The sequence below is a fragment of the Streptomyces sp. NBC_01275 genome (assembly GCF_026340655.1).
GTDB lineage: Bacteria > Actinomycetota > Actinomycetes > Streptomycetales > Streptomycetaceae > Streptomyces.
This window is the reverse complement of record NZ_JAPEOZ010000001.1, coordinates 8,752,588-8,776,835: the sequence shown is the minus strand read 5'-3', so window position 1 is coordinate 8,776,835 and position 24,248 is coordinate 8,752,588. Positions and strand designations below refer to the sequence as shown.

16 protein-coding genes and 3 pseudogenes are annotated in these 24,248 nt (G+C 70.6%); 8 read left to right on the top strand and 11 right to left on the bottom strand.

The annotated features are described in order from the left end of the window. Positions 1-65: 65 nt before the first annotated feature. The 6 genes and pseudogenes from OG562_RS38525 to OG562_RS38500 all read right to left on the bottom strand — a co-directional run bounded on the left by OG562_RS38525 (position 66) and on the right by OG562_RS38500 (position 7,065). A complete protein-coding gene (locus OG562_RS38525; protein ID WP_266409755.1) occupies positions 66-794 on the bottom strand; it encodes a sigma-70 family RNA polymerase sigma factor in 729 nt (242 codons plus the stop codon). A gap of 246 nt (positions 795-1,040) precedes the next feature. Beyond that, a pseudogene (locus OG562_RS38520) lies at positions 1,041-1,214 on the bottom strand (transposase); the annotation flags it as partial. Positions 1,215-1,232: 18 nt separating this feature from the next. Continuing rightward, a complete protein-coding gene (locus OG562_RS38515; RefSeq protein WP_266406271.1) occupies positions 1,233-4,058 on the bottom strand; it encodes an AAA family ATPase in 2,826 nt (941 codons plus the stop codon). A 93-nt stretch (positions 4,059-4,151) separates the two neighbouring features. Continuing rightward, a complete protein-coding gene (locus OG562_RS38510) occupies positions 4,152-4,490 on the bottom strand; it encodes a WhiB family transcriptional regulator (RefSeq protein ID WP_266406269.1) in 339 nt (112 codons plus the stop codon). Next, entirely contained in the window at positions 4,487-5,920 is a 1,434-nt protein-coding gene (locus tag OG562_RS38505) for a sugar porter family MFS transporter (protein WP_266406267.1), read from the bottom strand. Before OG562_RS38505 ends, OG562_RS38510 begins: the two co-directional genes overlap by 4 nt. A gap of 155 nt (positions 5,921-6,075) precedes the next feature. Beyond that, positions 6,076-7,065: an ROK family glucokinase gene (locus OG562_RS38500; RefSeq protein WP_266406265.1), complete on the bottom strand. Its 990-nt coding sequence runs from the start codon at positions 7,063-7,065 to the stop codon at positions 6,076-6,078. Positions 7,066-7,429: 364 nt separating this feature from the next. On the opposite strand from OG562_RS38500, the gene OG562_RS38495 reads away from it, so the two are divergent. After that, a complete protein-coding gene (locus OG562_RS38495) occupies positions 7,430-7,609 on the top strand; it encodes a hypothetical protein (protein ID WP_266406263.1) in 180 nt (59 codons plus the stop codon). Between the two features lie 69 nt (positions 7,610-7,678). Next, positions 7,679-10,483 carry a LuxR family transcriptional regulator gene (locus OG562_RS38490; RefSeq protein ID WP_266406262.1) on the top strand — a complete coding sequence of 935 codons (2,805 nt, stop codon included), beginning with the start codon at positions 7,679-7,681 and terminating at the stop codon, positions 10,481-10,483. A 9-nt stretch (positions 10,484-10,492) separates the two neighbouring features. Here the strand turns inward: OG562_RS38490 and OG562_RS38485 are convergent, their stop codons facing one another. Further along, positions 10,493-13,252, bottom strand: coding sequence for a LuxR family transcriptional regulator (locus tag OG562_RS38485; protein WP_266406260.1), 2,760 nt, complete (start codon positions 13,250-13,252; stop codon positions 10,493-10,495). Positions 13,253-13,667: 415 nt separating this feature from the next. Between OG562_RS38485 and OG562_RS38480 the strand changes: the two genes are divergently transcribed. The 4 genes from OG562_RS38480 to OG562_RS38465 all read left to right on the top strand — a co-directional run bounded on the left by OG562_RS38480 (position 13,668) and on the right by OG562_RS38465 (position 16,405). After that, a complete protein-coding gene (locus tag OG562_RS38480; protein WP_266406258.1) occupies positions 13,668-14,117 on the top strand; it encodes an SsgA family sporulation/cell division regulator in 450 nt (149 codons plus the stop codon). 82 nt (positions 14,118-14,199) lie between these two features. Next, positions 14,200-14,601, top strand: coding sequence for a DUF1003 domain-containing protein (locus OG562_RS38475; protein ID WP_266406257.1), 402 nt, complete (start codon positions 14,200-14,202; stop codon positions 14,599-14,601). 71 nt (positions 14,602-14,672) lie between these two features. Further along, positions 14,673-16,028 (top strand): NAD(P)/FAD-dependent oxidoreductase, encoded by a 1,356-nt coding sequence (locus tag OG562_RS38470; RefSeq protein ID WP_266406255.1) that lies wholly within the window; start codon positions 14,673-14,675, stop codon positions 16,026-16,028. A 35-nt stretch (positions 16,029-16,063) separates the two neighbouring features. Continuing rightward, the gene (locus OG562_RS38465) at positions 16,064-16,405 is read left to right on the top strand and encodes a hypothetical protein (protein ID WP_266406254.1); all 342 of its coding nucleotides are present in this window, start codon (positions 16,064-16,066) and stop codon (positions 16,403-16,405) included. A gap of 39 nt (positions 16,406-16,444) precedes the next feature. Here OG562_RS38465 and OG562_RS38460 read toward each other — a convergent pair. After that, positions 16,445-16,744, bottom strand: a pseudogene (locus OG562_RS38460) (hypothetical protein); the annotation flags it as partial. Here OG562_RS38460 and OG562_RS46085 point away from each other — a divergent pair. Continuing rightward, a complete protein-coding gene (locus OG562_RS46085) occupies positions 16,743-16,871 on the top strand; it encodes a hypothetical protein (RefSeq protein WP_323187602.1) in 129 nt (42 codons plus the stop codon). The pseudogene OG562_RS38460 and the gene OG562_RS46085 sit on opposite strands and share 2 nt — an antisense overlap. A gap of 375 nt (positions 16,872-17,246) precedes the next feature. Here the strand turns inward: OG562_RS46085 and OG562_RS38450 are convergent, their stop codons facing one another. After that, positions 17,247-18,128 carry an RNA polymerase subunit sigma gene (locus OG562_RS38450; RefSeq protein ID WP_266406252.1) on the bottom strand — a complete coding sequence of 294 codons (882 nt, stop codon included), beginning with the start codon at positions 18,126-18,128 and terminating at the stop codon, positions 17,247-17,249. 484 nt (positions 18,129-18,612) lie between these two features. Between OG562_RS38450 and OG562_RS38445 the strand changes: the two are divergent. Beyond that, positions 18,613-21,398, top strand: a pseudogene (locus OG562_RS38445) (AAA family ATPase). 179 nt (positions 21,399-21,577) lie between these two features. Here OG562_RS38445 and OG562_RS38440 read toward each other — a convergent pair. Together OG562_RS38440 and OG562_RS38435 are read right to left on the bottom strand one after the other, a co-directional pair. Continuing rightward, the gene (locus tag OG562_RS38440; RefSeq protein WP_266406251.1) at positions 21,578-22,324 is read right to left on the bottom strand and encodes an SDR family oxidoreductase; all 747 of its coding nucleotides are present in this window, start codon (positions 22,322-22,324) and stop codon (positions 21,578-21,580) included. A 74-nt stretch (positions 22,325-22,398) separates the two neighbouring features. After that, a complete protein-coding gene (locus OG562_RS38435) occupies positions 22,399-24,099 on the bottom strand; it encodes an L-aspartate oxidase (protein WP_266409753.1) in 1,701 nt (566 codons plus the stop codon). Between the last annotated feature and the right edge of the window lie 149 nt (positions 24,100-24,248).

Here is a 24,248-nt window from a genome sequence, read left to right as displayed (position 1 = left end):
TCGATCCCGCCGTCCAGTCGGGAATCTGAGGTGGGGCACGACGAGATCCCGGACTCCCCGGCGCATCACACCAGCGACGACGACTCGCTCGCCGCGCGCGACATCGGCCCGCAGGTCGATCGGTGGTCGGCGTCTGCGGAGAGGACCCGTTCCAGCTGCGCAAGGTCACCGGACTGTGCTGCTACCAAGAACGCCTGGACAAGCCGCCGATGCGCGACCGAATCCACAGGCTGCCCGCGTCGGTTCTGAGCGAGACGCTCGTGGGCACGTGTAACCTGCTGCCGCGTATTGGCGGCGCTGAGGCACAGGATCTCGGAAATCCGGCTGTGCGGGTAGCCGAAGCCCTCCCGTAGGACATACGCGGCACGTTGCCTCGGCGTCAGTGCTTCCATCAGCAGGAGAACCGCTCGCTCGACGGCGTCCTGCCGCTCGGCCGCTGCCTCTGGGGTCGTACGGGTGTCCAGCAGTTCCGGAAGCCAGGGACTGGCGCAGGATTCTCGACGTCTCCAGGCGGACTGGACGACGTTGATCGCCAGCCGGACAGTCGTCGTCCTGAGCAGCGCCGGCGGGTTCGAGACGACCGTACGATCTGTGCCCTGCCACCGAAGCCATGCCTCCTGGATGACGTCTTCGGCCTCGCTCGCGTTCCCGACGATCCGATTGGCGATCTTGAGCAGTCCAGGCCTGGCGCGGACGAACACCGCCGTCGCGTCGTCCAGGTCACCGATCGTCGGGGTGGCCGTCGTACCCGCCGTCTCCCGACCTTGCCTTGCTTCGACGAGGTGTGCGTCCACGATCGGCTCCTGTGCTCCGTGGGTCAGCGGCTCGCTGGCTGCTGACAACGAACGTCGCACCCGGGGGCAGCCGATCGCACCCTGGAAACCCGTGGGCGGCTTCGTGGTCGTGCCGTGGTCGGTCCGTGGCCCAAGCTTCGAGAGCCGCCCTGACCAGCAGCGATACGGGGCAGGGCGAGACCGGTGCGTAGTTCGGGCAGGGCGCTGTCCCACGGTCGTCGCGCTTGAATTCGGGCATTCGCCGGTGCCGGCCCGGCGGCAGCGTTCCCGGTCGTCCGTGTATGAGGTGGGCAGGCAGAGCCACCGGTCGATCAGCGTGCGTCCGCGGCCGGCGGCGTAGGCGAGGAAGACACCGATGTGGGAGTTCTCCGTGCGGCCCGCGGTGCCGGAATACTGCCGCTGCACCCCTGCCGAGGGGCTGAAGCCGGGCACGCGCCGTCAGCCGGTGTCGGCGCCTGGCGAGTCGGCCGTCGGGTGTCCGTCGTGGAGTGCGGAGAGCGCGGCGGCGAGCTTGCCGCGGCTGGTGATGCCCAGGCGGGGATAGATGCGGTACAGATGGGCTCCGACAGTGCGGTGCGAGATGAACAGGCGTTGACCGATCTCCCGGTTGCTCAGCCCCTGTGACGCCAGCACCGCGATCTGCATCTCCTGGGCCGACAGCCGGTCGCTGGTGTTCGCATGCCGTCGGCCGCTCGACTCGCCGGCGGCGCGGAGTTGCTCGCGAGCCATCTCGGCCCAGGGCCGCGCGCCGATCCGGTCGAACTCGTCGCGGGCGCTGCGCAGCGGGTTCCGGGCGTCGACGTTGCGCCGTCGCCTGCGCAGCCGGCGGCCGTGGTGCAGGTGCATCCGGGCCCGCGCAAGGGCCCAGCCGGCGGGCAACGCCGCCAGCGCCGCGGTGTAGCGCTCCTCCGCCGTGTCATCCGGCGCCAGCACCGCCTCGGTGTAGGCCTGGGCGACCATCATCATTTCCGAGGGCAGACGGACAGCCAACTCGGGGAGTCCGTCCAGGAGTTCCCGGGCCTGCCGCACGGTTCCCGCGGCCACCGCGGCGTCCGCCAGGTCCGGTGCGAGCAGCCAGCGGCTGACCGAGTGGTAGTGCGGGTCGGCCGGATCGAACGCGCGCGCGAGAACCTCGTATGCCTCGGTCGCGCGGCCGTCGAAGAGCGCGAGCAGGCCCTCGACCTGCTGCGCCATCACGGCGGCGAACGGCATGCCGGGGAACAGCCGGTGGGCGCGCAGCTCGCCGAGCATCCGCGCCGCGGCCTCGGTCTCCCCGCGCAGTGCCGCCACCAGGCTCCCCGTTGCCTTCACCCCCAGCCAGACGATCCATTCCCCGGTCTCCTCGGCCAGGGCGAGTCCTTCGCCGGACTCCTCGCGGGCCCGATCGAGCTGACCGAGGTACACCCGCGGCCAACTGCCGGCCAGTGACCGGGCGAGCAGCCCGAGCCTGCCCTGCGACCGCCACACCGCGGCTGCCAGCGACAGGTACCGGGCGGCGCGGGTGACGTCGCCCAGGACCATCGCGCCGCTGCCGAGAAAATGCATGATCCGGCCGTCCTGGTGGTCCGGCCGGAGGGCGTCGAGCCGTGCGATCACCTCGGCGCCGTGCCGGTACGGTTCGGTGTACGCCCGTACCGTCAGGACGACGGGGGCGTCCGGATCGGGGTTCCAGCGGTCCAGTTCGGCCGCGGCCAGCGTGCGCACCCGTACATCGCCGTCCTGGAAGAAGCACCGGGCGGCGGCTCGCCACAGCAGGTTCTCGGCGACCCGCACGTTTCCTGTGTCGAACGCGCCGGCCGCCGTGGTCACCATGTCCTCGATCCGGCGGTGCGGATCGTCGGGTTCGAACGCCGCCTTGTCGGACACGACCATGAGGCGGGCCCGCTCCAGTGGACCGAGTTCGCTCATGTCGGCCCGGCCCAGCAGCAACTGGGTGTGGACCCGGTCGTTGATCTCGCTGGCCGACTCGACTGCCCGGACCAGGATTTCGGTCCTGCGGCGCGTGTTCTGGACCAGTTCGGCCGCCTGGCGAAGGGCCGGGACGGCCGAGGCGAGCTTGCCCCGGGCCAGCGCCGTTTCGGCGAAACGTTCCAGCTGGGCGGCGAGCTCCTCGTTCGGGCCCAGCGTCGCGGCGGCCAGGTGGAGGAGTTGGTGCTCGGGGGCATCGGCCATGGCCGCGGCGATGGCGCGGTGGGTGGCCAGCCGATCGGGAACCGTGGCGCGGGTGTAGATCGCCGAACGCATCAGCGGATGCCGGAACCGGAGGGTACGGCCGACCATGCCGACCAGTCCGGCCCCGACCGCCTCCTGCACCGCGTCCACGGAAACCGCCGTGTCCCTCAGCCGGCTCGCCACGTCCAGCAGCCGATTCAGTGGTGCGTTGGGCTCCGCGGCCAGAGCCAGCAGGAGGGTGCGGCACCCCGGGCTCACCGAGTCCGTACGCGCGGCGAAAGCGTCCTCCAGCCGCTGGGTCAGTGGCAGATCGTCCAGTTGCGTGGCCATGTCCTGCACCGTCTTGGGCAGTTCGACCAGGGCCAGCGGGTTGCCCTCCGCGCGCTCCAGGATGAGGGCCCGTATCGGCGCCGAGAGGTCTGGTGCGCCCGCATCGAGCAGTTCGGCGGCGGCCGACAGGGCGAGCGGTTGCAGAGGGAGATCCGGCTGCGCGCTCGGGTCGTAGGAGTCGGGGGCGTGGAGCCGAGAGGCGGTGATGATCAGTACGGGGAGGTCGCGGGTGCGCCGGGCCACGAACCTGAGGACGTCCCGGCTCGACGCGTCGATCCACTGCAGATCGTCGACGAGCAAGAGGAGTGGCTGCCGGTCGGCCTCGTCGGCGAGCAGTTCGAGTACGGCGAGCGCGACACGGAAGATGTGGGGTTCGGTCTGGGTGGCGCTGAACGCGTCGACCAGCGCCGTCCGGTGCGGGGACGGCAGCTTCCCGATGCCGTCGGCGGCCGGTTGCAGCAGCAGTTGCAGAGCCGCGAACGGCATCCACAGCTCGGTCTCCACACCGGCCGCGCTCAGCACCTTGAAACCGGCCTCGGTGCCCTCGGCGCCGACAGTGCCCAGCAGAGCCGACTTGCCGACGCCGGCGGTGCCGTGGATCAACAGCGCACCGCCGCGTCCGTCCGCCGCGTCCGCCAGCAGCCTGCGCAGGATGCGCAGCTCCTCGTCCCGGCCGATCATCGCGCGAGTACTGGGTTCGGCCTCGGGAGGGCCCCGGCTGCTGGGCTGAGCATGTGCGGCTTCCTCCGTGCAGAGGGTCACGTCGCACGACATCCTAGCCTCGGCCCATTACACCCTCGTCGCCCGTGCACCATCGGTGAAACGACTTAAATCGCGTCGGTTCGCAGGGGCTGATCACGTCCTCGGTTCAACAACGAGTTCGGTGGGTTCGTGCGACCGGGGGTGCGCAGCCGGCGGCGGCCCCATGCGGAGGAGCGTCTCGCGTGTCTCCTCGGTCAGACCGCCCCAGATCCCGTGCCGTTCCCGGTGGTCGAGCGCGTACCGGCGACACGGAATCCGCACCGGGCACTGATCGCACGTCATCAGCGCCCGTTGGACGGCCGCGAGGTCGCCCGGAGGCGGGAAGAAGGTCTCGATGTCGGCGCCTCGGCAGGACGCGGCCGGCCACCAGCCAGCCGCCGAACGGACGGGCAGGGCACGGTTGTTCAGCCGAGGGGTGCGCGGCGCTGTCATCCCATCTCCTCCAGCTTCCTGCCGTTGGTCTCGCGCACCCGGACGGCGACGAAGACGAAGGAGAGCACGGCGAAGCCCGCGTAGACGGCGTAGGTGGACGACAGGTTCCAGTCCGACATGCGGGGGAAGCTCTCGGTGACGGCCCAGTTGGCGATCCAGTTGGCGGCGGTCGCCACCGACATCGCGGCGGCGCGGATCCGCAGCGGGAACATCTCGCCGACCATCACCCAGAGCACCACACCCCAGGAGACCGCGAAGAAGAAGACGAAGGCGTGGGCGGCGACCAGCGCCACGGTGCCCTGCGTGTCCGGAATGGACAGACCGCTGCCACTGCCCGTCTTGTACGAGAACGCCCAGGCGGCGACGGCCAACGACACGGCCATGCCGGCCGAGCCGGTCAGCGCGAGCGGTTTGCGGCCGACCCGGTCGATCAGAAGCATCGCCACGACGGTTCCGACGATGTTGACGATCGACGTGGACAGGCTGATCAGCAGGGAGCTGGCCTGGTCGATGCCCACCGACTGCCACAGCAGCGACGAGTAGTAGAAGATGACGTTGATGCCGACGAGTTGCTGGAAGACGGCCAGCCCGATGCCGACCCACATGATCGGCAGCAGCCCGAAGCGGCCGTCGAGCAGATCGCGTGCCCGCGGCTTGTGGTCGGTCTTCAGCGCGTGCTGGATCTCGGCGATCCGGTCCTCGGCGCCGGCGTACGTGCCCTGCAGGTCGCGCAGCACGGCGAGCGCCTGGACCTCGCGGCCCGTGGCGACGAGGAAGTGCGGCGACTCCGGGATGCGCAGGGTGAGGAACAGATAGGCGAGCGCCGGTATGACTGCGGCCATGAGCATCCACTGCCAGGCGTGCAGAGCACCCAGCGCGTTTTCGCTCTTGCCGCCGGCCCCTTGAGCGATGCCCCAGTTGACGAGCTGGGAGGCGGTGATGCCGAGCACGATGGCCGCCTGTTGGAACGAGGCCAGCCGACCGCGGTGGTCGGGCGGCGCGACCTCGGCGATGTAGGTGGGCCCGATCAGCGAGGCGAGTCCGATCGCCATACCGCCGACGACGCGCCAGGCTCCCAGGTCCCAGGCGGAGAAGGGCATGGACGACCCGAGCGCGCTGATCGCGAAGAGGGCGGCGGCGAGGTGCATCACGCGCGGACGGCCGAGGCGGTCGGCGAGACGCCCGGCGACGGCCGCTCCGAAAGCGGAACCGAGCAGGGCGGAGGCGACGATCGTGCCCGTCTCGCTGGAGGTGACATCGAATCGGTGCTGGATTCCGGTTACGGCACCGTTGATGACGGCGCTGTCGTAACCGAACAGGAAGCCGCCGATCGACGCGGCCGCCGAGATGGAGGTGATGCGCCGGAGGCCGGTCGGGCGGAACGCGGCCCGTGAGTGGGCCGGCCCCCTGGAGGAGGCGTTCGTGGTCATGGACAAGGACTCCTTCACAGGACCGGGTGCGCGGACGTGGGGGCGGGGGCTCCCGGCCAGGCGGGCGCACCGGTCGTAGAGGACGTGGAAGGGGATGACGACTGCACTGGCGCCCCGGCACCGCTCTTCGTGCCTGTCGGCGAGCGCGCCGACGGTCAGGGACTGACCGCGGGGGATGAGAGCAGTTCGTGAAGGCGGGCGAGGTTGGCCGCGCCGACGAGGCCGGCGTCCGATCCGACCGTGGCGGTGCGGACCTCGGCGTAGACCCGGTGCTCGCCGCCGCCGAGGGCCCGACGGTAGGACATCTCGGCCGGACGCCTGATCAGCTCGCCGGTGTCGCCGAGGCCGCCGCCGATGACGAGGACGGACGGGTCGAGGATGGACGCGAGGTCGGCGAGGACCTGGCCCAGCCAGCGGCCCGACCGCGCGAACACCTCGAGGGAGAAGGGATCGCCGCTGAGGGCGGCCTTGGTGACATGGTGCCCCTCGATGCCGGAGGGGGTGCCGTCACCCAGTGCGAGCACCACTTCGGCCCGTGCCGGATCGGCGGCCGCCATCTCGCGGGCGCGGCGCGTGTGGGCCGCTCCGCTGGCGTACTGCTCCATGCAGCCGTGCTGGCCGCAGGGGCACGGCAGCCCGTCGGGGACCGCCCGGTAGTGGCCGATCTCGCCGGCCATGCCGAAGCGGCCTCGGAAGAGCCGGCCTCGGCTGATGACGCCTCCGCCCAGGCCGGTGCCCGCCATGACCATCAGCATGTCGTCGTGCCCGGCACCGGCTCCGTGGATGAACTCGCCCCATGCGGCGGCGTTCGCGTCGTTCTCGACGACGACCGGAAGTCCGGTGGCCTCCTGGACGATGTCCCGGATCGCCTTGTCGTGCCAGCCCAGGTTGGGCGCGAAGCGCACCGTCGAGCGATCCGCGTCCACGTACCCGGCGGCTCCGACGCCGACCGCCCGGACGCCGTCCCGGCCCCTGCGGACCCGCTGGACCGCCTCGGCGACCGCCTCGGCGATCCGGTCCGGGTCGTGCGGGGTGGGGATGCGCACACGGGAGACGACCTCTCCGGCGGGGTCGACCGTCCCTGCGGCGATCTTCGTGCCGCCGAGATCGACGCCGACGGTCAGACCGCCGTTCTGTTCGTTCACGCGGCACCGCTCACGCCGTCGAACCAGCGGGGCGCGCGCCGACGCGTGTGTCCGCCTGATCGCTGCAGGCCGACGAGAGGAAGAGACATGGTGTGATTCCTAACGTTGTGATGCGGTGTGAAAGCGGGGAAGTGCCGGCTCATCACCAGTCCGGAACACCGGGCATGGCGGCTTCGGCACCCGAAGGCGACGATTCGCCGTCCGTCCGGGACAGCTTCAGCTTCGGTGATCCGGCGGCGAGTTGCTTGAGTCATTCGACTGCGTCCTGAATGTCCTCCGCCCGCCGTGTCACACATGCGGACCGTGCCCGGTCTTTCTCCCGTGAAGCACGTCGGATCGACGGAGGTGTCACACGATGTCGGAGATGGAATCAATGGGCGGGCACGGCGAGCACGGGGACCAGGAAGGGACCGGCCCCAGGATGCTCGCGGACGTCAGGCCGCCCTTCGTGCCGGAGGGCTCGTCGGCGATGACCGTGCTGGTCGACGAGAAGGAGCTGGAGGAGCGGGCCCACCTGCGCGCCCCTCGGCCTTCCGCCGACTGAACCACGGCCCGGAGACGGAATCCGTCACATCAGTTCTCGAAGGGGGCCACTGTGGCCGGTGATGGGTCCGTGCCGCTCAGCACGGCCGAGGGGCTGGTAGGACGCGACCGGGAGCTGGAGCTGCTCCGGTCGTACGTCGACCAGGTGCTCGGCGGCGGTGGGGTGCTGCTGCTGTCCGGGGAGCCGGGCGTCGGCAAGTCCGTTCTCCTGGATGCCGCGGCGAAGGCGGCGACGGCGGCCGGTGCGCTTGTGCTGCGCTCCGCCGGGGTCGAGTTCCTCGGGGATCTGGGCTTCTCCGGACTGAACCACGTACTCGAACCGTTGCTGCACGAGTGCGACGGGCTCGACCCGGCGCACCGCGAGGCCCTGACCGTCGCGCTTGGCGCGGGTGACGGCGCCCCAGTGGATCGGCTGGTCGTCTACGGGGCCGTACTGGCGCTGCTCCGGCGGGCCGCGAGCACCCGTCCGGTTCTGCTCGTCGTCGACGACCTGCAATGGGTCGATCGGGCCAGCGCCGCGGCGCTCGCGTTCGTCGCCCGGCGGCTGACCGGGAGCCGTGTAGGCCTCCTCGCCGCCTCACGGCCGGGGTTCGAGAGCTTCTTCGAACGCGCGGGGCTTCCCGAGCTCACCGTGTCTGCGCTGGACGACAGAGCCGCGGCCGGTCTGGTCGGCACCCGGTTCCCGCTGCTCGCCGGACGGGAGCTGCGGCGTGTCCTCGCGCAGGCCCAGGGCAATCCGCTGGCCCTGCTGGAACTGCCGGCCGCACTCGACGACTCGCGAGGCAGCGCGGGCGTGGTGCTGTCCGAGGTGCTCCCGCTCAGCCGTCGGCTGCAGGACCTGTATGCCTCCCGGGTCGCGGAGATGCCGGCGCCCACCCGTCGGCTGCTGCTTCTGGCCGCGCTGGAGGACAGCGGCGACCTGCCGGTCCTGCGGGCCGCCGCCCCCGGCGAGGACGTGCCGTCCCTTCTCGCCCCCGCGGAGCGGGCACAGCTGCTGCGGGTCGAGCACCGAGGACTGGGGCGGCTGTCCTTCCGCCATCCGCTGATCCGCGCGACGATCGTGTCGGGCTCGACCAGCGGTCAGCGCCTGGACGCCCACCACGCGCTGGCGGAGGCGCTGGCCGATCAGCCCGATCGCCGGGCGTGGCACCTGGCCGAGGCCACACCCGATCCGGACGAGCGGGTCGCGGCACTCCTGGAGCACACCGCCCACCGGGTCCGCCGACGCGGCGACGCCGTCGGCGCCTTCAACGCGCTGGTACGGGCCGCCGACCTCACTCCCGGCCCCGCGGAACGCGGCAGACGGCTGGCCGAAGCCGCCTTCGTGGGCGCGGACGTCGCCGGAGAGCTGCGCACGGCGGCGGAACTGCTCGTGGAGGCCCGGCGCGCCGACCCCGGCCTCAGGGGATCCCTGCGGGCGGCGGCCGCGGCCTCCCAGGTGCTGCTCAACCGCGACGGTGACGTCAACACCGCGCATCGGCTGCTCGTCGGTGCGATCACGACCCGCGACGGCAGGTCCGACGGCGACGACGAGGCGCTCTTCGAGGCGCTGTGCACCCTGCGCAGGGTGTGTCTGTGCGCGGGCAGAGCCGAGCTCTGGGGCGCGTATCACGCAGCCATGTCCCAGCTGACCGTGCCGATGCCTCCCCTCCAGGAACTGCTCGGCGAGGTCTACGCCGACCCGGCACGCTCCTCCGCGACATCCCTCGGCCTGCTCGATGCGGTGATCCACGACCTGCACCGGGAAACAGACCCGAGCCGGATCGAACGGATCGCGATGGCGGCGCTCTTCGTGGACCGGGCGACAGGGTGTCGTGCGGCTCTCTGGCCCGTCGTCGACGACGGGCGCGAAGGCGGCGCGGTCACCTCGGCTCTCATCGCGCTGGTGGTGCTGTGCCTGGACGACTTCATGACAGGTCGGTGGGACGAGTGCGGCCGTCTCGCCGCGGAGGGGCTGGCGCTCTGCGAAGCGCACGGTTATCAGCTGCTGGCCCAGCAGTTCCACCGGGCCCAGGGTCTGCTCGCCGCGGCTCGGGGCGACGACGGCACGGTGCGGCGACTGGCGCAGGGGGTCACGCAGTGGGCGGTACCCCGCGGCGCCCGGACCATCGAGCACTTCGCGCGGCACATGACGGCACTGGCCGCTCTGGGACGCGGTGACCACGAGGAGGCCTACCTCGACGCATCGGCGATCAGTCCTTCAGGAGTGCTGGCCCCCCATGCCCCGCTGGCTCTGTGGGTTCCCATGGACCTCGTGGAAGCCGCCGTCCGCAGCGGACGGCGAGCCGAGGCACTCGCCCATGTCGCCGCGATGCGGCAGACGGGCCTGCCCGGCATCTCCGGCCGCCTGGCACTGGTCACCGCCGGTTCGGCCGCGATCGCCGCCCCCGAGGACCGGGCCGCGGGCTTCTTCGAGGAAGCGCTCGCCGTTCCCGGTGCCGAGCGCTGGCCCTTCGACCTCGCCCGGGTCCGGCTGGCCTACGGGCAGCACCTGCGCCGCGCACGCGCCGTCAAGGACGCCCGGGTGCACCTCGCCGCCGCTCTCAAGACCTTCCGCTGTCTCGGGGCCGCCCCCTGGGCCGCCCGGGCGGCCGAGGAGCTGCGGGCCACCGGCCGTACCGCCTCCTGGGCGCACCAGGACGTGGGGACCATGCCGCTCACGGAGCAGGAACTCCGGATCGCCACACTCGCCGCCTCCGGAATGACCAACAAGCAGATCGGCGAACGTCTGTTTCTCTCCCACCGAACCGTGGCGGCCCACCTGCACCGGATCTTCCCGAAGCTCGGCATCACCTCCCGTGTCACCCTCGGCGAGGCCCTCACCGCACTGCCGCTGCAGCAACCCCGGGCAGAACGGTCCTTCACCTCGTCGTAGCCCTGGAACCTAGAACGCCGCACTCGGGGGAAGAGACGCGAGCGCGTCCCTGATTGCCGCGCGTGAGGCGATTCCGAGTTTCGGGAACAGCTGGTAGAGGTGCGAACCCACGGTTCGGGGCGAAAGGTGGAGACGTTCGCCGATCTGCTTGTTGGTCATTCCGGAAGCCGCGAGTGTGGCGATCTCCTGTTCCTGTGCGGTCAGCGTCGCGGAGCCGTGCTTCGCTGCGGTCCGGGACCGACGGGTGGCGCGGAGTTCACCCGCGGCCCGGTCGGCCCACGGCTGGGCGCCCAGGCGCTCGAACACCTGGTTCGCCGCGTCCAGTTGGGCTCGGGCCTCCGAGACGAAGCGCATGCGCCGCAGACGCTCCCCGTAAGCCAGCCGTATCCGAGCCAGATCGAAGGGCCAGTGCTGCGCTCCCGGGACGGACAAGGCCTGTTCGAAACGTCCGACCGCGCCGTCATCGGGTGCGACGAGCGCGGCCGAGCCCGCCACCAGCAGCGCCAGCCGAGGGGAGAGCGCCGCGACACCGGCCTCCCGCATCGCCTGCACGTGCGCCTCCGCCTCAGCGGCGCGCCGGGTGTGCACTGCCGCCTCCACGAGGTCCATGCAGACCGACAGGGCCTGCGGAGCGTGGGACGCCAGTCGGCCGGCGGGACTGATCGCCACGGCGTGGCGGTACGCACATTCGTAGTCGCCCGCACCGAGTTCGGCGAGGACGCGGGCGTGGTCGGCGAAGGCCACCGCCCCCAGGACCCCGCGAGGCACGGCCCACTGCGTGATCCGGTCGGACAGGCTCCGGCTCTCTTCGAAGTGCCCGTGGACGGCGGCGAGCAGGGCCTGGTGGTACTCGAAATACCAGGAGAAGAACGGGTATTGGCGTTCCTCGCAGACCCTCAGCCCCTCGTCGGCCAGCGTTTCGGCCTCGTCCCACCGGCCGGTCGGGAAGTCCTGCAGGCACAGGTGCATGAGCGCGTCGATGTGCCGGCGGACATGGCCGCCCCGGCGTCCCCGCCTGACCACACGCCAGGAGACGTCCCGTAGCTCTGCGGGCCGGTCGGAGTGGACGGCGGCCGCACCGACGCGGACGATCTGCCCCGGGTCCCCCTCGTTGCGGATGCCGGCGAGGATCGAGTCGAGTTCCTGGCGGCCGGCCAAGCCGGTGCGGGCCGGGTCCGCCAGTGTCTTGCCGCAGGCGGAGAGCAGGGGCGGAGCAGCCGGCTTCAGACGGTCGAGGGCGGCGTGGAAGGGTTCCCACAGGGCATCGCGACCACCGGACCAGCACACCAGCTGCAGGATGTGCAGTGCCTCGATGAGGGCGTCGTCCTCTGCGTCGTCCTCTGCGTCGTGTCCGTGGATGCCGGTCCCGACGGCCTCCACCAGGAGGCGGTGAGCCATGTCGACGTCGCCGTCACCGCCGTTGAGCAGGAGGAGCGACGCCGTGGCGGCGGTGAGCGGAGACCCGGTGCGATCCGGGTCCGCGCGCCGGGCGCGGTCGAGGAGCTCCGACGCCGCGCGCAGCTCGCCGGTCGCCTCGGCAGCGAGGTAGGCGGCCCAGGTCAGCCTGCGTCCTCGGTCCACGGGACGGGGGCTCAGCTCGGCGGCCCTGGTGAAGGTGGCGACCGCTGCCGTGGCGTCACCTCGTCGGGCGGCGCGATGCCCGGCCTCCTCCAGCAGGGCGGCAATACGCTCGTCGGGAACGAGAGTTGCCCGGCCCAGGTGCCAGGCCCGCCGCTCGGGTGACTCCGCGCGGATCTCGGCGAGCGCGCGATGAGCCTGGCAGCGCTCGGTCAGGGTGCTGGTCTCGACAACCGCGGCCCTCATCAGCGGATGCCGGAAGGCGACCCGGCGGTTCGTGCCGTCGACGGTGATCAGGCGGTCCGATTCCGCCGCCAGCGCCGTAAGAACCTTCAGCTCCTCCGATCCGGCCCGCAGGACACCGGAATCCCCGGTGTCGTCGAGGGCGAGGAGCAGCAGGATCCGGCGCGATTCGGCCGGAAGGCCGGCCACGCGCGGAACGTGGAGGCGCCGAACACGTGGGGAGAGGGGCAGTACGTCAGGCAGATCGGCCAACGCGCCGCGCTGCGGGTCGCTCAGCGCGGCGGGCAGCTCCACGAGCGCCAGCGGATTGCCCTGCGCCTGCGCCAGGACGCGGTCCCGTACAGGTGCGGCCAGCTCCGGAAAGCGGGCTCTGAGCAGTTCCGTGGCCGCGTCGTGACTCAGCGGCGGCAGCTCGTACTCGGCGAGCCCGGCCCGATCGAAAGGGGTCTCGGCTCCCGATCTGGAGGCGGCGAGAAATCCTATACGGCTTCCCGACAGCCGACGGGCGACGAAGCCCAGCACCGCCGAACTGGCCCGGTCGAGCCAGGCGAGGTCGTCCACGACGATGAACACGGTGCGTTCGGTTGCCGCTCGGCGCAGCAGGAAGAGCACCGCGTCGCAGACATGAAGCCCGTCGGGCACCGGATCGCCGCCGTAACCCAGCGCACCGAGCAGAGCCTTCCGATGTGTGTCTCCCAGGTGCTCGAACCGGTCGTTCAGCGGCAACAGCAACTGGTGAAGACCGGCGTAGGCGAGTTCGGCCTCGAACCGGACGCCGACGGCCGACAGAATTTGGGCGCCCACGCCGGACATCGCCCTGGCGACCTCACCGAGCAGCACGCTCTTGCCCACACCCGGCTCCCCGGAGAGCAGCAGGGCACGGCCCGCGGCCGTTCCCGGCCCGAGCAGCGCCTTGATCTCCTGGAGCTGCCGCGCACGGCCCACCACCTCCGGGGGACTCCCATCCGCCTCCAACCGCACCCTGTCACTCGACGGTTCGGGCACGGCCCTGCGTGGTGCCGGTGTGGGACGGTGCTGCGGCCATCGTGAGGGCAGGCGTCCCGCAGGGGTTCGGGGCAGCCGTTCGACGCGCGAGCCGAGTGACATGGGTACTCCGTACGTTGTGCCGTCCTTCCCGCTGCACGGCGGGAAAGCTGGGGCTCACCGTGCACCCGGCCCGCGAGGACGAACATCAGTAACGTGACTGCGGCGGCGACTCGCGGGTCATTTGACTGATGGTGCGAACCCACGGGGGCCTCGCAGAATCGTGATGTCCCTGAATCACACTGGCGGGCGCACGACGCAACACACCGTGTGCCCTCCGAGCCCCCTTGATCCCACCGGTTTGCCGAGCGGTGATGTGATGAGAGAACCCGACAGTTTCACTCTGGTGGTGTGCCGGATGCTTGTCCGCCTGGTCGTCCCCGAAGGAGTGGACCGGCCCGTGATGCTTGATCTGTCCTACGGCAGAGCCGATCCCTACGCGGTGTCCCTGACGTTCCACATGTGCACTGACGCCACCGTGCGCTGGGTGGTCGGCCGCGATCTCCTCCTGGACGGTCTGGAGAAGCTCGTCGGCGTCGGCGACATCCAGGTCTGGCCTTCCGTGCGCCCGTGGACGGGCAGGGTGCACATCGCGCTGTGCCCGTGTCCGAAGCAGGGGGCGGTCGTCGTGACCGCCTCGGCGCGAGCCCTGGAGGCCTTCCTGCGGAGAACCCTGGCGATGGTGCCCGCCGGTACCGAGGGACGCCACCTGGACATGGACGCAGCCGTCCGACACATCCTGAGGAACCCCGGTGAGTCGCGTCGATAGAGGTCTTCCGAGCCGGACGCACCGGCGCCGGACGAGGTCGCAGACCCCGTCCCCGGCGCGCAAGCACCCTGCCTACCTCGCGGTGCAGAAGGAGCGTGCCGAGGACGTTCAGTTGCGGATCGCCGACTGGATCACCCGGTTCGCCGGATCGATGTGGTTCGTCTACATCCACATGGTCCTGTTCGCAGCATGGATGGTCGGGGTGGAGAAGAGCCCGTGGCAGACGCTCACGCTGATCGTCTCGCTCGAGGCCATCTTCCTGTCCACGTTCGTGATGATCGGCCAGAACCGACAGGCCGAGTTCACCCGCAAGAAGGCCGACCACGACTACGAGGCACAGGAACTCGAACTGCGTCACAACACGGAACTGACGGAACTCGTGCACACGCTCACCATCGAGATCCACAAGGCGGTGAACGCCGTGGCCGTGGGCGAAACGGCGACAGGCGACAACGCGAAGCAGGCATCCGAATTCACTGCCTGAGTCGCCTTGCGTGTCACATCCGCGCGGCCTGCGCGGTCTATCTGGTGACGGACAACAAAGCAGAGGGAATCATGCGAGAGATTCTGATCGTCGGCGGCGGCTACGCGGGCTTCTACACCGCATGGGGCCTGCAGAAGAAGCTGCGTCCGGGCGAGGCGCGGGTCACGGTCGTCGACCCGCGCCCGTACATGACTTATCAGCCCTTCCTGCCGGAGGTGGCGGCCGGTTCGGTGGAGGCGCGTCACGCGGTCGTCTCACTGCGGCGGCATCTGAGTCGTACCCGGCTGATCGCGGGGACCGTGACCGAGATCCGTGACGCGGACCGTACAGTGACCGTCCGCCCGGTGCGCGGAGACGCCTACGAGCTGCGCTACGACATCCTCGTGGTCACCGCGGGCGCCGTGACCCGCACCTTCCCCATCCCCGGACTGGCGCAGCGGGCCATCGGCCTCAAGCACGTGGAGGAGGCCGTGGCGATCCGTGACCGGCTGATGACCGCGTTCGACCAGGCCGCGTCGCTGCCGCCCGGCCCCGAGCGGCGAAAGCTGCTCACCGTCACGTTCGTGGGAGGCGGGTTCTCCGGCGTCGAGGGCTTCGGCGAGCTGCTGTCGCTGGCGACCGCCATGCTCAGGTCGTATCCGGAGCTGAGCATGGACGAATTGTCCTTCCATCTGGTCGAGGCCCGGGGCCGCATCCTGCCCGAGGTGAGCGACAAACCGGGTGCCTGGGTGGTGCGTCACCTGGAACGTCGCGGCGCACATGTCCACCTGAACACGCAACTGCTGTCCGCCGAGGACGGCCACGTACTCCTCTCCGACGGAGAGGAGTACGACTCCACGCTGATCGTCTGGGCCGCCGGCAACGCCTCGAACCCGGTCGTGCACAACCACACGGACCTGCCGGTCGACGAGCGCGGCCTGCTCCTGGTCCGCCCCGATCTGCGCGTGGGCACGGACAGCGAGCCGGTGTCGAACGTGTGGGCGGCCGGGGACGACGCGTCCATTCCCGACCTGGCCTCGCCGGTGCCGGGCGCACGCACGGTACCGAACGCCCAGCACGCCGTACGGCAGGGTCGGCGCCTCGCCAAGAACCTCGTGGCCGACCTGCGCGGGAAGCGGGTCCGGAACTACCGCCACAGCAGCCTGGGCGTGGTGGCGACGCTGGGCCTTGGGCGGGGCGTCTTCCAGTACAAGGGCATCGTCATCAAGGGATTCCCGGCATGGCTGATGCACCGGGGCTATCACGTGCTGGCGGTGCCCAGCTGGGAGCGCAAGATCCGCGTTCTGGCGGTCTGGCTCACGGCGGCTCTCACAGGCCGGGATCTCGTGTCTCTCGCCTCCGTGCAGCGCCCGCGGGACGCCTTCGTCACGAGTGGGCGGACGCAGGACCCGGGTGCCGGCCGTACGAAGGAAGGCAGCACGGCATGACCATGTGGAGTTCTCGTTTCCATCGGGGGTACGCCATGGCCGCACGTGAGGAGGCCGCCCGCGGCCTGACCGACATCGAGGGCTTCCTGTATCAGGAGGCTCATATGGGAGCGACGCGCCGCCGCGTGGCGGACCTCACCGCGCGCGTGGAGGGGCTCACCCCCGAGCAGAAGCGGGACATCGGGCAGTGGTACGTCGACGAGCAGAAACACGTCGCCCACATGGTGACCGACCACATCGCCGAGCGCGTCGAGGCGATGGAAGCGCAACACCACGTTCGGATCCGGCAATGGCTGCGGGGAACACTTGTCGCGATGGCGCTGATCACTCTGGCGATGATCGCGTGCGTCGTGGTGATCCTGGGCTCGTTGCGTTGACCGGCGTGCGCCGCCGGACAGGTCCTGAGAACGCCATGTGCGATGCAGGCCCCTGCCGGCGCGCTGGATGCGGGAGCAGGCGACGAGGCGATCGGGTGTGCTGCGGACCGCGTTGACGCTTCCGCTGTCGGCGTCACGGTCGAGCGCCGCCGCGACATCACGGGCGCGTACGTCGACGTCAGCGACCTTGGAGAAGTGCGCCATGATCGGCTCGGCGGCGAAGGCACGCCCGACCGACCCGAGATGAGCCACGCCCGCGGCCAACTCCCTTTCCAGCGCCCGCTTCTGGATCTGTAGCCGGGCAGGTTCCTCCTGAAGCCCCTCGGCGGTGGCCTCGATGCTGTGTGTCGGCGCGCAGCACGCGGAGGCAGTGGAGTCGGCGCTGCTGCCGGTGCTGGAGAGACTGACTCCCGTCGAGCGCGCCGCCTATGTGCTGCGCGAGGCGTTCGACTGCGCCTACGCCTAGATCGCCGACATGCTCCAGCTCAGCCTCGTCAATGTGCGGAAGATCGTCAGCCCGTGCTCGTCGTCGCCTGCTGGGCCGCCATCCAGTGACGCCAGGTCTCCCGTCCGGGCCGCTGAGACGAACTTATCGGCAGTTCCGGCGGGAGGCGGTGCCCGAACTGGTCGATGCCGACGGCTCTACGGGCGTAGTGGTCCACCGGGACGGCCGAACCCTCGCTTTCATGGCCGCGACCGTCTCGGAGTAAGGCGTTCACCAGGTGCTCTGGCTCTTCGCTCCGAGCAGGATCGCCGCCTTTCTCGATGCGCGTTCCCATGTGACGACGTCGCCCGGCGCCGTGCCGGACGGTGTGTGAACGGCGGCGGCGTGACGTCCCCTTCACTGTCCCGGGCTCTCGTCCGAGTCGGCGCCGCCGTCGGCACGGGACTGGTTCCAGGACCGCAGTTTGTCGGGGTTGAGCATGACCCAGACCTGGGCGACGCGGTCGTTCGCGACGTCGAGGCTGATGACGGCGGCGACCTGGCGGCCGTAGCGGGCGACGAGGCCGGTCCGGCCGTTGACGGAATGGGTGGCCAGGGTGGTACGCGGACGGCGGGCCAGGAGCGTCAGCACACTGTCGGCGACCGGTCGGCTGCCGTGGACCGGTCCGGTCAGAGCCCGTACCTTGCCGCCACCGTCGAAGAACGCCGTGACGTCCGAGCACAGCAACGACGTGAGCAGCTCGCCGTCCTCGGTGACGCACGCCCGGCGCACGGCGCGCGCGACGGCGTCATGCTGCTGCGGTGTCGTGGAGCGGGTCCGCTGCAGCCGCAGCCACTTCCTGGCCCGGTCGGCGAGCTCGGCGAGCTCGGGCTCCGAGCGGCCCACGATGTCGGCGACCGTGCCGGGGGCCATCCCGAAAGCGCGGAACACGAACGCCGCGCGCTCGGCCGTCGACAGCGACTCCAGCGCGTTCAGCACGACCCGGCCGGCCTCCACCTCCGACGGCCGTGCCCCGTGCCCTTCTCCGTGGCCGACCGCGCCCCAGCCGGGCAGTGCGAGCCGGCCCAGGCAGATCCCGCCCACGGTCTTCGCCAGCCAGGACCGGGGAACGGTGACCTGTCGGCGCGCCGCATCGGACAGCCCGTACCACCGGTGATACGCCTCGTCGACGACGCTTTCCGCCGCACCCGGGTCGCCCAGCATCCAGCGGGCGACGTCGAGCAGGAACCGACGTTCCTCCCACAACTCGGCGATCGGCACCGCATCGCCCTGGTCCATACGACATCCTCCCTCTCACTCGCACGGCCCCGCACACGGCAGGGGCGTCGGCTTACCCCTCAAGACCGGGAACTCCCGGATCTTGTGACACAGGCTCGCTGCAGCCTCGTGTCCCCCATACCGCGGCTGCCCGGTCCGTCCACGACCGGCTCCTCTGCTCCGTAGGTCAGTCGCTTGAAAGGCGGCAGGTCGGGGCCGTTTCGCTGACGTCGAAGGGTGCCGTTATGCGTCTATATCGCCACCAAGGGTGACCAATGCCCAAGGATGCGGTATCTGCAACCAGCCCCTATGCTTCACTCTGCCGCTGGTCAAGCAGGCCATGGCCATTCGGGTGCCGACGGCGACAGCGACGCCGAACGCAGCCGGCCACCGACCGCACCCACCGACGCACCCGCCACCGGGGCACTGACCGCCCACGAATCCGGCCGCAGCGATCCGGAGACGTACGTACGAACGCCGGTCCATCCTGACCACGGAGGCTGCCATGACGAGCCGCGGTCCACTCGCCGGACTCCTCGGGCGGCGAAACGAGTGCCGGGTCCTGGACGGCCTCTTGGCAGACGCCAGGTCGGGGCGAAGTGGGGTCCTGGTCCTGCGCGGTGAGGCGGGCATCGGGAAGACCGAGCTGTTGAACTACGTCTTCGAGCACGCCGCCGGATGTCGCATCGTCAGGGCTGCAGGCGTCCAGTCCGAGATGGAGCTCTCCTATGCCGGCCTGCATCAGCTCTGCACCCCCCTGCTGGGCGGCATCAACAGTCTTCCCGAGCCTCAACGCGACGCACTCTGCACGGCGTTCGGGCTGCGTGGTGGTGATGCACCAGACCGGTTCCTCGTGGGCCTGGCCACGCTGAGCCTCCTCGCGGCTGCCGGCGGTGACCAACCGCTGGTCTGCCTCGTCGACGACGCGCAGTGGCTGGATCGCGTGTCGGCGCAGACTTTGGAGTTCGTTGCCCGTCGGCTGCTCGCGGAGTCGGTCGTGCTCGTCTTCGCCGTCCGCGAGCCGACCGCCGGCGAGCCAGTTGCCGGCCCGCCCGATCTACCCGATCTACCCGATCTGCCCGTGACGGGCCTGACCGAGAGCGACTCCCGAACACTCCTCGACTCGGTCGTCACCGGGCCCCTCGACCAGCGGGTGCGCGACCGCATCGTCGCCGAGACGCGCGGCAACCCGCTGGCCCTGCTCGAGCTGCCTCGCGGGTTGGCCCCGATGGACCTGACCGACGGCTTCGTGCGTCCCGACGCGCGGCCGTTGTCGAGCCAGATCGAGCAGGGCTTCCTCCGCCGCGTCCGGTCCCTCCCGGCCGAGACGCAACGCCTGCTGTTCACCGCCGCCGCCGAGCCGTCGGCGACGTGACGCTGTTGAGGCGTGCGGCCGAGCGGCTCGGGATCGTCGTGGACGCCGCCGTGGAGCACGCCGAGGCATCGGGGTTGATCACTTTCGGCACTTGGGTGCGCTTCCGGCACCCGCTGGTGCGCTCGGCGGCGTATCGCGCGGCGGGCCTGGACGGCCGTCGCGAGGTGCACAGAGCGTTGGCAGACGCGACCGATGCCCGGCTCGATCCTGATCGTCGGGCGTGGCATCTGGCGCGTGCGACGGCCGGGCCTGACGAGACGGTTGCCGCCGAGCTGGAGCGCTCGGCGGACCGGGCGCAGGCGCGTGGCGGAATCGCCGCGGCGGCGACCTTCCTCGATCGGGCTGCCGAGCTGACCCCGGACCCCGCACGCCGCGGAGCCAGGGCGTTGGCGGCGGCGCAGGCCAAGTATCAGGCCGGCGCGTTCGACGCGGCGCGGGCGCTGGCGGACGCGGCGGAGCTGGGTCCCCTCGACGAGCTCGGAGCTGCACAGTCGAAACTGCTGCGCGGTCAGATCATGTCTGCGTCGAAGAGCGCCAGCGCAGGTCTGCCGCTGCTGCTCGAGGCGGCCAAGCGACTCGAACCGCTTGACGCACGGCGCGCCCGCGAAACCTACCGCGACGCGATCTACGCGGCTCTCACCGCCGGCCGGCTCCCGAAGGGCGGCGTCCTCGCAGTGGCGAAGGCCGTACTGAGGGCACCGAGGCCCGCTGAGCCGACACGCGACGATCTGCTTCTGGCGGGCCTTGCACGGGTGGTCACGGAGGGCTACGCCGCAGGCACGCCGATGCTGCTCGAGGCGCTGGCCGCATTCCGCACCGACGAGGTCTCGAGGGAAGAGGGTCTCGGCTGGCTCCCGCTCGCATGCCGCTTGGCTCACAGCACGTGGGACTTCGAGAGCTGGTCCGTGCTCTCGGCGGGGTTGGTCGACCTGGCACGCGAGACGGGAACTCTGTCCGTGCTGCCGTCGGCTCTCCTGCTGCGCCTGTCGAATCGGGTCTTCGCAGGCAACCTCGCCGGCGCCGACTCCCTTGTCGTGGAGGCGACCGCAATCGGCGAGGCGACCGGCAGCAGATTCTTCGCGCACTACGGGGCGCTGGTCGTCGAGCCGTGGAAGGGCCGAGAGTCGGAGACCCAGCAGGCGATCGAGGCAATCACCCAAGACCTCCTCCTGCGAGGGGAGGGCAAGGTGGTGACCGCGACGCAGTGGGCGGCGGCGGTGCTCTACAACGGCCTCGGCCGATACGAGGAGGCCTATGCGGCCGCCAAGCGCGGTTGTGAGAACCCACAGGAACTCGGCCTGTACCTCCAGTCGATGGTTGAGCTCATCGAGGCATCAGCACGACTCGGAAGACCGGAAGACACAACCGAGACGGTCCAGACAATCCATGACATGGCGCAGGCCAGCGGCACCGACTGGGCTCTTGGCACCTCGGCCAGGGTCCGTGCGCTGGTGAGCGAGGGGCAGGCCGCCGACGCTCTGTACCGGGAGGCGATCGAGCGGCTCGGCAACACCGAGGTCCGGACGGAGCTCGCACGCGTCCAGCTTCTCTACGGCGAGTGGCTTCGCCGCGAGAACCGCCGCGCAGACGCCCGTGCTCACCTGGCCGCCGCCCACGAGATGCTCAGCCAGATCGGGGCCGAGGCATTCGCGGAGCGTGCGCGACGCGAGCTGCAGGCCACGGGAGCGAAGGTTCGTAAACGCACCGCCGCGACGCATGAAGCCCTCACTCCGCAGGAGGCGCAGATCGCTCGTCTCGCCGGCGACGGGCTCACGAACCCCGAGATCGGCGCCCAGTTGTTCATCAGCCCCCACACGGTCGAATGGCACCTCCGCAAGGTGTTCTCGAAGCTCGGCATCTCCTCCCGCAAGGAAATCCGCACCATGCAGCTCGAAGGCGAGGCGACGTCGGCCTAAATGCTCACCGACTCGCGGTCCCCCGAGGACGCGCCGGTGCCCGGTCTGCAGTTCTGCCGCTTCTGCGGACAGCGCCACGATCGCGCACATGTCGATGGGCTTGCGGCGGAATCCGGTGAGCCGTTCGTTGAAAGGCTCGGGTGGCCCGTCCGGGAGGAATGGGCCACCCGAAACAATGCCTACTTCTGCTGTGCGAGCCAGTCGGCGAACCTCGTGCCGGCGATGTGTGCGTCGGCGCCCGGCAGAAGCGTGTTCTCCTGCAGCTCGGCGCCCCAGTACGTCGCCTGCGGGTCCGTGACGATCTTGCGGGGGTCGTTCTGGGCGGTGAGTCCCATGCGGATGAACTCCTCGAGCTGGAACGCTTCGGGACCGGCGACCTCGACCACGCCACCCACCGGGTCCCCGACCGCGGTGCGGCCGACGGCCGCGGCCACGTCGTCGGAGACGATGGGCTGGATCTTGGCGTCGGGCAGATGCACGGTGTCACCCTCGGTGACCCCGTCGGCGAGTCCCTTCGCGAACTCGAAGAACTGGGTGGCGTGCACGATGGAGTAGGGGTTGCCGGACGCCCTGATCAGGTCTTCCTGGGCCTGCTTGGCGCGGAAGTACCCGCTCCCCTGGAGGCGCTCGGTGCCGACCACGGACAGTGCCACGTGATGCGCCACGCCCGCCTCGGTCTCCGCCTTCAGCAGATTGGTCGTCGATGTGCGGAAGAAGTCCATGACGGCCTCGTCCTCGAACGAGGGCGAGTTCGACACGTCGACCACCACCGACGCGCCCTGCAGGACTTCGGCCAGCCCCTCGCCCGTCAACGTGTTGACGCCGGTGTTGGGCGCCGCCGCGACCGCCTCGTGCCCGTGCTCGCCGAGCCTGGCGACCACCTTCGAGCCGATGAGCCCGGTTCCACCGATCACTACGACCTTCATGACGGAATTCCTTTCGGGTTTCCCTGATGCCTGTACCAGTAGAGACCGGGCACGGGCTCTTTTTGTGACAACCCCTATTCGACGAGTTTGCCCGCGGTCGAGACTTCCTCCATCAGCGAGGAAATCTCGTCGGAAACGGCCGGAATGCTCTCGCGGGTGACGCCCGTCGTCGGGGACCACACGAGATTCACCTGCAGAGCGGAATCCAGGCCGGGGTAGTCGCTGCGGTTGTGGCAGCCGCGCGTCTCGCGACGCTCGAGGGCCGATTCGAGGGTGGCCCGGGCCGCGAGCGCGGCCGACTTGAGATCGAAGGCGTGTGCGAGGTCCTGATAGCCCGCGATGTCCGGGTGGATGCCGACGGCCTCCATGCGCTTCTCGATCACCGCGAGTTCCGCCAGTCCGGCGCGCAGGCCGTCCTCGTCGCGTACGACGCCCGCGTGCTCGGTCATGGTGTCGCGGATGGCGCGTTGCAGGGCACGGACGTTCTCGGCCCCGTCGGCGGCGAGGAGTTCGTCGATCTCCGCGCGGGCCTCCGCGATGGCCGACGCCGACCGCGGCTGCGCCTTGAGGGACTGCGCATACGCGGCGGCCGCCTGACCGGTGAGGCGGCCGAACACCAACAGCTCGATGAGGCTGTTGCCGCCGAGGCGGTTGGCGCCGTGCAGCCCGCTCGACGCCTCGCCGATGGCGTACAGGCCACGGACGTCGGTGCTGTGGTCCTCCGGGCGCACCCACACACCGCCCATCGAGTAGTGCGCGGTGGGCGCGATCTCGATCGGATCGCGGGTGATGTCCAGCATCTGCAGGTCCAGCAGGGTCTGGTAGACGCGGGGCAGGCGCGTCATGATCGTCTGCCGGGGCAGGTGGGAGACGTCGAGCCACACGCCGCCCTTGGGCGTGCCGCGCCCTTCCCTGATCTCCGTGTACGCGGCCAGGGCCACGCGGTCACGGGTGGACAGCTCCATGCGCTCGGGGTCGTAGCGGGCCATGAAGCGTTCCCCGAGCGCGTTGCGCAGGATGCCGCCCTCGCCGCGGGCGGCCTCGCTGACCAGGGTGCCGGCGGCGTTCTCCGGTTCGATGATGCCGGACGGGTGGAACTGCACCAGCTCGGCGTCGCGCAGTCTGGCCCCGGCCTCCACGGCCAGGCGGAAGGAGTCCCCTGTGTTCTCGTCGCGCCGCGAGGAGGTACGCCGCCAGATGCGCGTGTGGCCCCCGGCGGCCAGGACGACCGCGTCGGCGTGGATCAGGTAGCGCCGTCCGCTCGTGAGGTCGAAGCCGTACGCGCCGAACACGGTGCCCTCGTGCACCAGCAGCCGGGTGATGTACACGCCTTCCAGGACAGGGATGTCCAGTTGCTCCGCGCGCCGGATGAGGGTGCGCTGGATCTCCAAACCGGTGTAGTCGCCGGCGAAGGCGGTCCTGCGGAACTTGTGCGCGCCGAAGAAGCGCTGGGAGATCCGGCCGTCCTCCTCCCTGGCGAAGGCCATGCCGTAGCGCTCCAGATCGTCGATGCCCCGGGCGGCGCCCTGGGCGACGATCTCCACGGTGCGGGGATCGGCGAGGAGGTAGCTCTCCTTGAGGGTGTCGGCGGCGTGCTGCTGCCAGCTGTCCTCGGGGTCCATGGTGGCCAGTGCCGCGTTGATGCCGCCGGCCGCCAGTGCCGTATGGGCGTCCTCCTTGGGGCGTTTGCCGACGGCGAGGACGTCGATGCCGGCCTCGGCCAGTTCGATCGCCGCTCGCAGGCCGGCGCCTCCGGTGCCGATCACCAGCACCATGGTGGCAAGACGTTGTTCGGTGACAGCCACGGTCCACTCCGATCGCTGGGGTCGTCACCCAGTAGGACCGGACAGTCCCGCGATCTGTGACGCCTCGGGGCCGTCTTGGCCCCGGAAGGCCGGCGTGACGGTGGTCGGCGTGCCGCGCC